We start from the raw sequence: 14430 nt of genomic DNA on the forward strand, positions 1-14430 counted from the left end.
GATGACCGACCAACATAATCCCAAACTACTGCAACAGTACATGTTTTCCGTGCTCTTGTTTTGCGCATGGTTATGTACAGGAGTGAACGGCCTGGCCCAGGGGCGGCGCTTTACTCATTTATCAGTTGAGGATGGTTTGTCGCAAAGCTCCGTGATCTCCATAGTACAGGACAGCGCCGGTTTTATGTGGTTCGGTACCCGCAACTGTCTTAACCGCTACAATACCCGCTCGTTTCAGGTATACCGGAATATTCCCGGCGATACCAACTCCATCAGTTCAAACGATTATGTTTTTGCCTTGCTGCGCGATCGACGCAATCGTTTGTGGGTAGGTACACAACGCGGTCTTAACCTGTACCTGCCCCAAAAAGATGCCTTTGAACGCATGTTAGCCGATTCAACCCGCCCCGGCAGCATCAGTCAGATTTATATCAATTGTATTTATGAAGACCGTTCAGGTCGCATTTGGGTAGGCACTAATAATGGGCTTAACCTGCTGACCGGCGAAAACCCCGGCCGCTTCCAAAACTTTTTTCCCGGTGTTGGTATGAATGAAATACATGCCATTTGTGAAGATAAGCAGGGTGCATTATGGGTGGGCACGGCGGGCGGACTGGTTTGCATGAACTATAAAAATGGAAAAGCAAATTATACTTACTTTACGCATCAACCGAATGTAGCCGGCAGTTTGAGTTGTAATAATGTTTCTTCCATCGTTGAATGCAGGGGTGAGCTTTGGGTTGGCACCGAATGCGGCGGCCTCAATTTGCTCGATCGTAATACAAACAACTTTCAGCATTTTACCCATAGCAATCATACACCCGGCAGCATCAGCAGCGACATCATTCGAAAGATGATCGTTGATGAGTCGCAGAATTTGTGGATTGCAACCATCGACGGACTCAACTATTTTGAAACCGCCAACAGAGCATTTACGGTTTATCGTAACGATCCTGAAGACGCAGGTAGTTTGAGCAATAATTCTATTCGCGACCTGTATATCGACAAATATGGTTCATTATGGGTAGGCACAGTTTTCGGCGGTGTAAATGTAACCCATGCTATTGCAACCCCATTCACCATATACAAAACAAGCAGGCTGGTGAACAGCATTAGCAGTAACGTCGTAAGCGCCATTACCGCCGATGAAAAACAAAACTTATGGATAGGCACCGAAGCAGAAGGGCTTAATTACTTCGATTGCCAGCGAAATACTTTCATTCATTATAAGAACGACCCTGCTGACCCGCGCAGCCTTAGCCGCAATTTTATAAAAGCTATTTATAAGGATAAGCAAAATGTAATGTGGATTGGCACCTACGATGGCGGGTTGAACCGTTTTAACCCTGCCACAAAAACCTTTACGCATTACCGGCATAATGCCGATGACAGCACGTCTCTTTCGGGCGATAACATAATTTGCATGGGCGAAGATAGCCGGGGCCGTTTTTGGGTGGGCGCTTATGGTAAAGGGTTGAATTTATTTAACCGCGAAACAGGGCGCAGCGAAAACTTTACCACCCATCCTGCTTCGCGTTTTCGCATCAGTAGCAACTGGGTGCGGTTGGTATATGAAGACCGCCATAAAAATCTTTGGGTAGGTACTGCCCATGGCCTAAACGTATTACCGCCCGGCGAACAACGTTTTACCTGGTTCTATAAACAACCGGGAAATAAGGATAGTCTGAACTCTGATTATATCAACTGCATGTTGGAAGACAGTAAGGGCAGAATATGGATCGGCACCTATGATGGCGGACTGAGTTTATACCATCCCAATACACAATCATTTTCTACCTACACCATGCAAAACGGATTGCCGGGTAATAATGTACGCGGCATTCTCGAAGATGAGCAGGGATACTTATGGTTGAGCACCGAGAATGGCCTTTGCCGTTTCAATGGCAATAAGGGCCAGGTATTGAACTATAATATTTTCGATGGCCTGCCGGGTAATGAGTTTAACTATAACAGTTATTACCGCGATGCGAACGGGCAATTCTTTTTTGGCGGCTTTACCGGTATGGTAAGTTTTTATCCGCAACAAATGCGGGTAAACGAAAGTATACCGCCTGTTGTGTTCACTGGTTTGAAGTTGTTCAATAAGCCCGTAGGTATACGCGATGAAAGCGGTTTGCTCCAAAGCGCTATGTCGTATACCCGGCGCATTGATTTTGCAGCGGCACAAAACATCTTCACTATTGAGTTTGCCGCACTTAATTATATAAAATCGGGTAAGAACCGCTACGCGTATAAGTTAGATGGTTTTGAAAAGGATTGGAACATTGTTGATAATCCTGCTGCAACTTATACCAACCTGCCATCGGGACGATACACTTTTTTGGTTCGCGCCAGTAACAACGATGGTGTTTGGAACAATGAGCCGGCGCGTTTGGAAATTGTAGTGCATCCGCCATTATGGAAAACCTGGTGGGCCTACCTTATCTATTTCATTGTTGCCGTGCTGCTATTATATATTACCATTCGCTTTTTTCGCCGCCAGGCCCGGCTGGAAAGAGATCTGTATTACGAGCATCAGCAAAAGATGCAGCAGGAAGAACTGCATCAGCAGAAGATCGATTTCTTTACCAATATTTCGCACGAGATACGAACGCCATTAACGCTGATAGTGGGGCCGGTTGAAAATCTTTTGGCGAACACACCGGTTGATTCAACCGTAAACCGCCAGCTGGCATTGGTAAAAAAGAATGCCGACAGGCTCATACGGCTTGTTAGCGAATTGCTCGATTTTAGAAAAGCCGAAAGCGGTAATATGCAGCTCAGCGTAAGTGAAGGAAATATTGTGGCGTTTACCCGCACCATCTTTTTATCGTTCCGCGACCTGGCCAACAGCCGGTCGATCACTTATATGTTCATGCCTTTAGTGAATGTTATAGAGATAGCTGATAATATAACCTGTTGGTTTGATCCCGTACAACTGGAAAAAGTATTGTTCAACCTGCTTTCTAATGCATTTAAGTTTACAAGTGAGGGAGGAGATATAACTGTAGTGGTAAGGGAAGATAATGAAAAAGAGCTGCTTATCGCTATCAGTAATTCAGGACCGGTAGTTCCCAAAGAACAGCAGGAAAAATTGTTCAACCGGTTCTATCAAATGGGTAATACGCCAAAAGGGTTGGGTACGGGTATTGGCCTGGCGCTTTCGAAAAGCATTATTGAAGCACATGGCGGGCGTATTGAGATAGAAAGTGCTTCTGTGAACGATGATGATCAAAATGGAACCACCTGCTTTACCATTTATTTACCCCTGGGCAAAGCCCATTTTACAAAAGAACAATTGACCGGCGCTACTGGCATACGAAATGCCATGGTTGAAAAACAAACTGCGCCCGGCATTGAAGTGGCAATAACTCCTATGGTTGAAGAAGAGAATGCCACCACTACTGCCAAACCATCGTTGTTGCTGGTTGAAGATAATGACGATATCAGGCAAATGATCCGCAACGCTCTTTCTGCCCAATACGATATTACCGAAGCTTCGAACGGGGCCAGTGGCTGGCAAACCGTTACCGAATTGATCCCCGACCTGGTGATCAGCGATGTGATGATGGAAGGAGAGGACGATGGTTTTACTTTATGTGATCGCATAAAAACCGACGAACGCACTAACCACATACCTGTAATATTATTAACTGCCCGGGCCGCGCCTTCTTCCCAAATTACCGGTTTGCAAACCGGGGCCGATGCCTACATTACCAAACCTTTCTTTATTCAGGTGTTGGAACTGCAGGTGCGCAACCTCCTCTCGCTACGGAACATTAACCGCGAAAAGTTCACCCGGCAAATAACCTTACAGCCCCCGGCACAGTTGGCATTTGCGACAGAACCGCCGGAAGCGCCAACTGCCGAAACCCTGTTTTTACAAAAGCTGGTGGCTATGGTAGAAGAAAATATGGAAGACCCCGAATTTGGGGTGCCGGTGTTGCTGAAGAAAGCCGGCATGAGCCAAACCGTTCTTTACCGTAAACTAAAAGCGCTCACCGATATGTCTATCGCCGACTTTATAAAATCGGTACGGCTGAAAAAAGCGGCTGAGTTGTTGCGGCAACCCGGCAACGACATATCAATTGCCGAGGTGGCTTACCGGGTTGGCTTTAGCGACCGCAAATATTTTAGTAAGGAATTCCGCAAACAGTTTGGTCAATCGCCCACCGAATTCATAAACAAGGGGGACGAACACCTTGATAATGAGGGGTAGAATTGAAAAAACTGATTTTTACCCCCTTAAAAACGAATTTTTGCCCCGCCATAATTTCAATTCTTACGCAAATTAGTTCTACCAAAACCCGGAACTGCTATGATGAATGAGTGCTTTTATCATTTAAAGATTGCTATGCGTATACCCCTTCTACTTTTTGCCATGTGTATTGCAGGGCTGGCAACAGTTAATGGCCAGTCGAATATTACCTCCCGCATTGCCGGACAACTTTTCAACGATCAAACCGGTGAACCCCTTGGCGGCGCCTCCATAAGTATTAATAGTGTTCCTGCGGGGGCATTATTAGGCCGCGGTCTTTCGGCCGATGACGGCACTTTCTCTATTATGGTGAAAACGGCCGATTCAGTAAGGATCACCATTAATTATGTTGGCTTTGCCGGCCGCAGTATGGTTACCCAGGTGCGGCAGGGCATACATATAAGGCTTATGCCTGTTTCAACTGAGTTGAACAGCGCCGTGGTGATCGGTTATGGAAAAGTAAAACGAAAAGACCTCACCGGCTCGGTAAGCCAGGTGCAAATGGGCGACCTGATGAAAGCTCCGGTACGTTCGTTTGAAGAAGCCCTGGGCGGCCGCGTGGCGGGTGTGCAGGTTACCTCTTCCGATGGCCAGCCGGGCGCCGAAACCAATATCGTTATCCGTGGCGCAAACTCCATTACCCAGGATAATTCACCCCTGTATGTAATTGATGGCTTCCCTATAGAAAACCCCAACAACAATGCCATCAACCCCCAGGATATTGAATCAATAGAAGTATTGAAAGATGCTTCCTCCACTGCCATTTATGGCGCAAGAGGCGCAAATGGCGTAATTCTCATTACCACTAAAAAAGGTAAAGGCAGTACGGCAACCATCAACTTCAGCACCAGTTATGGTTTTCAGCAAGCCAATAAAATTGTAAGGTTGATGAGCCCGGCTGAATTTGTAAAATACCAGCTTGAGTTCAATCCATCTACTGTTGCATACGTTCCCGGCAGCGGCACTGTGCCAACGCCTTACCAATTATATTATAGCGGCGGCACCGCGCCTGAATATTATAAGGATACAGCTGCGTTTATCGACTGGCAGGATATGGTGCTGCAAACCGCGCCCATTCAAAACCATACCTTATCGGTTTCGGGTGGAAATGATAAAACAAAATACCTGATGTCAACCTCGCTGTTCAACCAGGATGGTGTTATCATCAACTCTGGTTACAAACGATACCAGGGCAGGGTAGTGCTCGATCAAACGGTAAGCAAACGTTTAAAGGTGGGCATCAATGCCAACTATAGCTACCTGTTACAATATGGTTTGGCGCCCAGCCAAACAAACAACAGCGGCACCTCAAATCTTATGTATAGTGTATGGGGCTACAGGCCGGTTGCGCCCAGCGCGGCCAGTCAGCTGGCTATTGGGGTAGTTGACCTAAGCACCAGTGATTTTACCGATGCCTCAGTGCCATCAACACAAGATTACCGTTTTAACCCGGTTGTGAATTTGCAGAACCTGGTACGCGATAACCGGACAAAGAACTTAAGTGTGAATGGTTATGCCGAGTATACCATCATTCCTAATTTAATATTACGTGTTACCGGTGGATTGACAGGCAATACGCTGCGCAACGATGTGTTCAATAATTCAAAAACTTCGTATGGCAATGCGCTTATGACCTCTAATGGCGCCAATGGTTCGGTTATTTATAATGAAACCAATTCATGGCTGAACGAGAACACGCTCAGCTATAATAAAAATATCGGCACCGATCACACGATCAACGTAGTGGCCGGTTTTACTGAACAGGGCAATAAGACATCCTCTTATGGCGTAAGCGCCATAAAAGTGCCAAACGAATCGCTTGGCATAAACGACCTGAGAGAAGGCACTCCGCTGGCGGTAACAAGTACCGGCTCGCTGTGGACAGCCTCTTCCATGCTTGGAAGGGTGAACTACAGTTATCAGTCGAAGTATTTGTTTACTGCCAGTTTCCGTGCCGATGGCAGTTCGAAATTCTCACCCGAAAATCATTGGGCCTACTTTCCATCGGGCGCCATCGCCTGGCGGTTCACCAGCGAAAATTTCATGAAAGACCAGCATATACTCACTGACGGAAAATTGCGTGTATCGTATGGGAACACGGGTAATAACCGCGTGTCGGATTTTGCGTATTTGGCAACTTACAGCCAAACCCCGGCACTTACATCGGTGTACACCTTTAACAATGTACCCATTACCGGTGCGGTGCCGGCAACCATTGGCAATCCCGATCTGAAATGGGAAACCACTTCGCAGTTGAATGCAGGTATCGATGTAAGCCTGCTGGGCGACAGGGTGAGCCTTACCGCCGATGTTTACCGGAAGAAAACAAAGAATCTTTTACTGAATGCATCCGTACCCACTTCTTCCGGCTACTCAACCGTGTTCATGAACGTGGGTAGTGTACAGAACCAGGGTCTGGAGTTCGTACTGAACTTTAGTCCGGTAAAGAAGAAAGACCTTACCTGGAATGCAAGCTTTAATATCTCATTCAACCAAAGCAAAGTGTTAGGGCTTGCACAGGGACAGCAAACATTGCAGTCGATGATAAAGTGGGACAATGCCTGGGCAACAGCGCCTGCATATATAGCACAGGTGGGTAAGGCATTAGGACAAATGTATGGGTATGTATGGGAAGGCGTTTATCAATACGAAGACTTTAATAAAAACACCGCAGGTGGCTATACGCTAAAAGATGATGTAACCACAAATGGTAATGCACGTGCCAGCGTGCAGCCGGGAGATATCAAATACAAAGACATCAACGGCGATAAAGTGGTGAACGCGCTTGACTATACGGTAATTGGTCGCGGCCTGCCGGTTCATATTGGTGGCTTCAATAACAACGTTACCTATAAAGGATTTGACCTGAACGTGTTTTTACAGTGGAGTTATGGCAACGATATACAAAATGCCAATAACATGGTGTTCAGTGGCAATGCACTCAACAAAACTTATTTAAACCAGTTCGCTTCTTATAACGATCGCTGGACGCCCACTAATACTAACACAAACCAGTTTCGCACCAATGGATTTTATGGCGGTGGTTACTCATCACGCACGGTGGAGGATGGATCATTCCTGCGCCTTAAAACGCTGGCCCTGGGTTATACCTTTCCCCGTACTTTAATGAAGAAGGCAAAGATCAACAGCTTCAGGTTATATGCCAGTGCACAAAACCTGTTAACGTTAAGCAACTACAGCGGTCAGGACCCCGAGGTGAATGCATACAATTCAGTGCTTACGGCCGGTTTCGATTACTCACCCTATCCACGCGCCCGCACTATTGTATTTGGTGCAAACATTTCCTTCTAATTAAAAAAATTACAACCAATGAAACGTTTTAATTATATATACATCTTGTTATTGGCGGGGTTGGGTACATTGGCGGGCTGTAAGAAATTTCTTACTACAGAACCAACCAGCTTTTTACCCCCTGCCGCCTATTATACAGGCGCCAATTTAACCAATGCGCTGGCTGGCGTGTACAACCCATTGTTCCAGGCATCCGTATACGGAAGTGCTATGTTTTACCAACTGGGCGCCTGTACCGATGAAAGTTTTTATGGCGGCGCAGGCCGGGTGTTAACATCGGGCGTGCAGGTGTATAGTTTCGATTATACCAATACCGATGTAAATAGTTTTTGGAGCAGTTTATATACCGGGGTAGAAAGAGCCAATGAGCTCATTGTGCATTTAAACCCTGCGGACACTTCTATTGCCACACAGGCTATTTATGGCGAAGCGCTTTTTCTGCGTGCCTACTATCATTTTCTGCTGGTAAGCAATTTTGGCGATATTCCATTAAAGACCACCGCCACCAATAGTTTAGATAGTTTGAGCGTGCCCCGTACACCCATCGCGCAGGTGTACGCGCAAATATTAAAAGATATGACGGAGGCAGAAGCCAAAGTGTATACTGCCGATAAAATTGGTCATGGCAGCCGTATTTCAAAAACAACTGTACAGGGTATTTTAGCCAGGGTATGTTTGTATATGGCGGGTTATCCTTTGCTGGATAAAAGTAAATATGCCGATGCGCTGGCCTGGACCAACAAAGTACAGGCTACGGGATTGCACAGTTTGAACAGCAGCTATAGCCAGTTGTTCATTAATGAAGCATCGGACATTTATGATATTCGCGAGCAAATGTGGGAGGCCGATTTCTCCGGTAACAATACTACCACCCAACAAACCGGTGGCTGGGTAGGCAGCGCCAATGGCATTCCGTTTACCAATACCGCCACCTATAGTAATGCTTCAGGCGCATCGGATTTTATTTATACCGATACTGGTTATTGCTATGGCTTTATATGGACCACCGGCAAGTTGTATAACCTGTACGAGTATACTGATGCGCGCCGCGATTGGGCTATTCAGTGTTTTAACTATACGGTTACTACAAGCACATCGCCGCCATTGGTAACCAGAACACCTATTACCGGCGCCTTTGCATGGAACCGTACACCGGCCAAATGGCGCAGATCGTACGAAAAGGTTTATCCAAAGAACAAGAACTATACACCTGTTAATTTTCCCATACTGCGTTATGCCGATGTGTTGTTGATGCAGGCCGAAGCCGAGTTGAATGTAAATGGTTCTACAGCAACCGCCTTAAAAGCTATCAATGAAGTGCGGGAGCGCGGTTATGGCGTAAACGGCGGCACGGCCCCGGTGAAAACAATAACCTTACTAACACAAGGTACAGGTTATACAACGGCGCCTGTTGTAGGTTCAACTAATACAGGGTCGGGGCTTGCTTATACGGCCACCGTTTCCGGCGGAAAGATCACCGGTGTTACTTTAACGGCCGGTGGTTCAGGTTTTGCCAGTGCGCCGCTTGTATATATAGGCAATGCATGGCAACCCAAAAACAACTATGCGTTAAATGTGCAGGTGATCAATAATGGTAATGTATATACGGTAACTAAGGCCGGTATTTCAACAACAACAGGCCCTACACAGGCAAGCGGCGCTTCCGATGCCAATGTTACCGGAGCAGTATTTACGTATGCAGGTGTGGCCGCTACCGCAACTACCACCTTACTTACAAAGGCAGATGTTGATCTTACTTCACTTACCATTACCGATATTCAAAATGAGCGGGCGCGTGAGTTGTGTTTTGAAGGGTTACGCCGGCCCGATCTTATACGCTGGGGTATTTTTGTTCCAACCATGAAAGCAATAGCAACAGATATTGCCAACGCGGCAATAGTGACAACCAATACAAAAACACAAGCTGCATTGGGTTATAATAATGTTTCGGAAAGAAACCTGTTGTTTCCCATACCCTCAGGTGAAATGAGTGTAAACAAAGCCATCACATTAAATAACCCGGGCTGGTAAACGGCCCGTAAAAATACCGCACATGCGAAAATTACTTTTTTTACTACTGCCCGGGCTCACTGTATTTGTAGCCTGTGAAAAGAAGCTGAAGGTGGATGCGCTGTCGTTTAGCGTAACATCCGATAGCGCCGCTTACCATGCCGGAAGTAATGTGAAATTTACTGTAGAAGGCGACCCAACCACTATTACTTTTTATTCAGGCGAACAGGGCCGCCAGTACGAATACCGCAACCGGGTAACCGCCGCGGGTATTCCAACCCTGCAATTTTCAACGGCGCTGAACACCAACGCACAAAACGGACCGTTATCATTGATGGCATCAGCCGATTTTAAAGGTGTTGTAGTGGGCGATACTGCTGCCACACAGGCGAATATTAAGGCCGCCAGCTGGACCAACATTACATCTCGCGCTACCTGGGCTACCAATGCCACCGCAACGGCATCGGGTGCTATAGACTTAAGCGATCTGTCGAATGGTACGCCGGTATATATTGCATTTAAATACGAGGCAGCAGATAAGGCCATTCAAAACAAATGGACCATTACCGGGCTTACGGTTACCAATACTTTAAAAGATGGCAGCGCATATACCATCGCCAGCCTGGCTGCGAATAATACGCCAATTACGACCAATTACGGCGGGGTGTCAACGTTCAGTCCGGGTTGGGTAGCCTACCCAATAAGCAATACTTATAACTGGGTGGTAACGCCCGGCACTTCGCTGGTGATAACCGGAGCCGCCACTGCGGCCGCAGCTACCAGCCCGGCAGAAGCCTGGACCATCATGGGCCCGCTCGATCTTCAAAAGGTAACACCCGATGCCGGCGTAGCCATAAAAAGCATTACATTAGGTTTACCATCCTACACCTATGTATACAGTAAGGCAGGCAGGTATACGGCCACGTTTGTTGCTGCCAATGCAACGCCCGATGCTGAAAATAGTGCGGTTAGCACCGTTGATTTAACGATTCAATAAATAGAGATATACTATTATGAGAGGGGTTCTTTTTTGCTTGTTATTTTTTGTTGTAATGCAGGCGCAGAGCATGCCGCCGCCTGTTTTTGATACTATCTTGTCAAGAGTGTATGCCGACCTGAAGCGTACCCTTACGCCGGCGCAGGCAAAAGCCATGGCAAAACAACTGGCTGGTATGCGCGCCGATGGCAGCTGGCCCGATATTGATTACACCAATACCACCATTACTACCTGGCAACCGGGTACGCATTTGCAGCGTTTGCAGGATTTTGCAACTGCCTTTGCCCAACAGGCCGATGTGCCGGGTGGATATAAAGTATTGTATCCGGCTATCGTATCTGGTTTGCGTTACTGGTATGCCCTTGACCCTAAAAGTAGTAACTGGTGGCATAATGAAATTAAGTCGCCCCAAATGATAGGGCAGATACTGATCACCATGCGTTTTGGTACAGAGCGTGTTCCTGCATCATTGGAAGATTCGCTGATAAAAAGAATGCAACGCGGCGATATTATAAAAATGACCGGCGCCAATAAACTGGATGTTGCCATACATTTTTTATATCGTGCCTTGTTAACGGGTAACGATAAGTTGATGGATACAGCAGTAACCCATGCTTTTCAACCCGTGCAATTCACTACCGAAGAAGGTCTGCAACACGATTATTCATATTTGCAACACGGCCCGCAATTACAGTTAAGCAGCTATGGCGCCGTGTTCCTGGCCGGCGAATATAAAGTTGCTAAATACGTTCGCGGCACGCCCTATGCATTAAGCGATGCGGCGCAACAACGGTTATCAAACTATTTCGACAAAACCTATTTGCGAACCATACGCGGAAAATATATCGATTTCAATGTAGAGGGACGAGGTATCAGTCGTCCGAATATCCTGAGGAAACAAGGCGATGGTGATCTGCTGGAAGATGCCCGCCTGGTTGATCCATCACGTTCGGCCAACTGGTTTGCGGCAATGGCAAGAATCTCAGGCAAACAACCCGAAGATTATCAGGTTGAAGCGGCGCATACGCATTTCTGGCGTGCCGATTATACCATGCACAATCGCCCGGCTTATAACTTTAATGTTCGTTTGGTATCAACACGAACTAACCGAACAGAGTCGGGTAATAAAGAAAACCTGTACGGTCGCTATTTGCCCGATGGTTCAACCAACATACAGGTAAAAGGCGATGAATATTATAATATAATGCCTTTGTGGGAGTGGGATAAAATTCCTGGTACTACTTCAGCAGATCATGCTGAAGATGTATTGATGGATAAATTTTGGGGCGAACCGGGCAGCACCGCTTTTGCCGGTGGCGTATCGGATAGTATGTATGGCGCAACCGCTTATGATATAAATTACGATGGAGTAAAGGCAAAAAAGTCGTGGTTCTTTTTTGATAATGAAGTCGTATGCCTCGGCGCCGGTATCAATAGCAATGGCAGCGTTGTAACTACTTTGAACCAGTGCTGGCTGAATGGCAATGTACAGGTTGATAAAAAGAAGCAGGCTACTGGAAAGCAGCAGGAGTTTAGTAACCCAAATTATATCTGGCATAACGATGTTGGTTATTATTTTCCCGATGGCGGAAATATTGTTTTAAGCACCGGTGAACAAAAAGGTAACTGGTATCGCATCAATAACAGCCATTCAAAGAGCGATATCACCGGCAATGTGTTCAAGCTGTGGTTCAATCATGGAGCTGCACCGGTGAACGGTAAGTATGCCTACGTGGTAGTGCCCGGGAAACCGGAAGATATAAAGACTTCCATGAACCAGGTAAAGATCATTTCCAATACGGAAAGTATACAGGCGGTAAAACACCTGGGGCTGAATATGCTACAGGTAGTGTTTTACCAACCCGGTACATTAACCGATGGCGATATTAGTGTAACTGTAGATAAACCCTGTGTGGTATTGCTGAAGAACATCAATAGCAAAAGCATAACTGCATCTGTTGCCGATCCTTCACAAACGGCTGCAAAGGTTACGCTCACTGTTCGAACGGCCGCTTTAGGTGAAGCAGTACAGTGGGAAAGCGCTTTACCGCAAGGTGTATATGCCGGTTCTACCACCACATTTGTATTAAGCAGTGCAAAAGAATTTGTTGCGGAGAACTTTTCATTTGCCAGCAGGCATTTAAAGAATATGCTGGTAGATGCTGCTCAATACGATACCCTGTTTCCGCGTACTATTGATAAGAATGGAAAGCTGGTATCAACCGAACGCCGCGACTGGACGGGCGGTTTCTTTCCTGGCAGTTTGTGGTATACCTATGAGAATACAAAAGACAATAGTTTAAAAGATGCGGCCAAAAAATGGACGGAGAAGCTGGAACCCTTACAGTTCTTTAACGGTCACCACGATCTTGGCTTCCTGATGTATTGCAGTTACGGTAATGGCTACCGCTTAACCGGCGATGCCAGCTATGCAAAGATATTGGTGCAAACAGCCAAATCGCTTTGTACGCGGTACAATGACAGGGTAGGGGTTATTAAATCGTGGAATAGTTTTACCTCATGGCATGGAAATGCCACTTATAAATATCCGGTGATCATTGATAATATGATGAACCTGGAGTTGTTGTTCTTTGCATCGAAGTTCACAGGCGATCCTCGGTATCGCGAGGTGGCCATTAAACATGCAGAAAGTACCATGAAGAACCAGGTACGGGATGATCATAGCTGTTATCATGTGGTGTGTTACGATACCGCCAGCAATGCGGTAGTAGCGCGGGAAACGGCGCAAGGTTATGCCGATAACTCCGCATGGAGCCGCGGACAAAGTTGGGGCATTTATGGATTTACGGTAGTATACCGCGAAACAAAGGATGTGCGCTTTTTGGAATGCGCCCGTAAGATGGCTGATTTTTATTTACAACATAAAAACCTGCCGGCCGATAAAGTGCCTTACTGGGATTTCAATGTAAATAAGCCAGGTTATGTGCCCGGTGTAAAATCAAAAGCAAAAGCCGGCCAGAGCCCTGAATTACGTGATGCGTCTGCTGCAGCAGTAACGGCATCGGCGTTGTTCGAATTATCAACTTATTTAGGCAAAGAAGGCGAAAGCTACTTTAAAGCAGCCGAGGCTATTTTACATTCACTTGCAGGTACAGGCTATAGAGCCGAACTGGGTACCAATGGTAATTTTCTGCTGAAGCATTCTGTAGGCAGCATACCACATGGCTTTGAATTGGATGTGCCGCTTACCTTGCCGATTATTATTTTATAGAGGCGTTGGGGCGGTATAGGGCGTTGTTGAAGTAACTGGCAATAGACAATTGGCAAAAGGCACGGGTTTTAATTGCCTATTGCTTATTGCCAATTGCCCATTGAACGCTGTCCTGTACCATGCTGGTTGGAGGTGGTAACCATCATAAAGTGCATCGTCTGAAATGCAGTGTGGTCGTTGGTTTTGCAATTGTATAGCAGCGTTAGGCGTAATGAAAACGTGAAAAAGTGGGTTATGTAATTAACCAGGCGCGCTGTACTTTTACATCATCAACGGTAGCACAGTAAAAGAAGAAAGAAAAGAAGAGCTACCCGAAGCAAAAGCTTCACCCAAATTAGATTTTACGTTTTTTTTCATATGGCAAGCAATCGTTAGAGGTCGGCTGTTTCTACAGAGGACCTTTTTTCTTTTATACCATTTAAAGAACAAATTCCGTTTTTTTGGATCAAGTCAAAATTCTGACGGTCATGACGATTGGCTTTCCGGTTCTAATTCTTCATTTGTTGGTCACTATTTTTATTCAAGAAGTATTTATGTGATTCTCACGGAACGAGACATAGTAAACTACTCTGTCTGATCTTTAAAACATTAGATCTAACGCAATCCCCAAGAATTTGACTT

The 14430-nt window shown here is 46.1% G+C and carries 5 protein-coding genes; all 5 read left to right on the plus strand.

The genetic code is table 11. The features are described 5' to 3' along the window. Nucleotides 1–40 precede the first annotated feature (40 nt). On the plus strand, nt 41–4219 hold the full coding sequence (locus GGD38_RS23155) for a two-component regulator propeller domain-containing protein (RefSeq protein ID WP_375301771.1): 4179 nt from the start codon (nt 41–43) through the stop codon (nt 4217–4219). A gap of 135 nt (nt 4220–4354) precedes the next feature. Next, nucleotides 4355–7570: a SusC/RagA family TonB-linked outer membrane protein gene (locus GGD38_RS23160; protein WP_375301770.1), complete on the plus strand. Its 3216-nt coding sequence runs from the start codon at nt 4355–4357 to the stop codon at nt 7568–7570. A gap of 18 nt (nt 7571–7588) precedes the next feature. Then, nucleotides 7589–9601 carry a RagB/SusD family nutrient uptake outer membrane protein gene (locus tag GGD38_RS23165; RefSeq protein WP_375301769.1) on the plus strand — a complete coding sequence of 671 codons (2013 nt, stop codon included), beginning with the start codon at nt 7589–7591 and terminating at the stop codon, nt 9599–9601. A 22-nt stretch (nt 9602–9623) separates the two neighbouring features. Beyond that, nucleotides 9624–10577: a DUF5017 domain-containing protein gene (locus GGD38_RS23170; RefSeq protein WP_375301768.1), complete on the plus strand. Its 954-nt coding sequence runs from the start codon at nt 9624–9626 to the stop codon at nt 10575–10577. A gap of 16 nt (nt 10578–10593) precedes the next feature. Beyond that, the gene (locus GGD38_RS23175; protein ID WP_375303888.1) at nt 10594–13809 is read left to right on the plus strand and encodes a polysaccharide lyase family 8 super-sandwich domain-containing protein; all 3216 of its coding nucleotides are present in this window, start codon (nt 10594–10596) and stop codon (nt 13807–13809) included. The last annotated feature ends 621 nt before the right edge of the window (nt 13810–14430 follow it).

Origin of the sequence: Niastella sp. OAS944, assembly GCA_024809215.1 — a bacterium.
In the GTDB taxonomy this organism is placed as follows: domain Bacteria; phylum Bacteroidota; class Bacteroidia; order Chitinophagales; family Chitinophagaceae; genus Niastella.

Excerpts from the sequence above, each read along its gene's own strand:
- GGD38_RS23155 (WP_375301771.1), top strand. The coding sequence starts at position 41 with ATGTTTTCCGTGCTCTTGTTTTGCGCATGGTTATGTACAGGAGTGAAC.
- GGD38_RS23175 (WP_375303888.1), top strand. The coding sequence starts at position 10,594 with ATGAGAGGGGTTCTTTTTTGCTTGTTATTTTTTGTTGTAATGCAGGCG.
- GGD38_RS23165 (WP_375301769.1), top strand. The coding sequence starts at position 7,589 with ATGAAACGTTTTAATTATATATACATCTTGTTATTGGCGGGGTTGGGT.
- GGD38_RS23160 (WP_375301770.1), top strand. The coding sequence starts at position 4,355 with ATGCGTATACCCCTTCTACTTTTTGCCATGTGTATTGCAGGGCTGGCA.
- GGD38_RS23170 (WP_375301768.1), top strand. The coding sequence starts at position 9,624 with ATGCGAAAATTACTTTTTTTACTACTGCCCGGGCTCACTGTATTTGTA.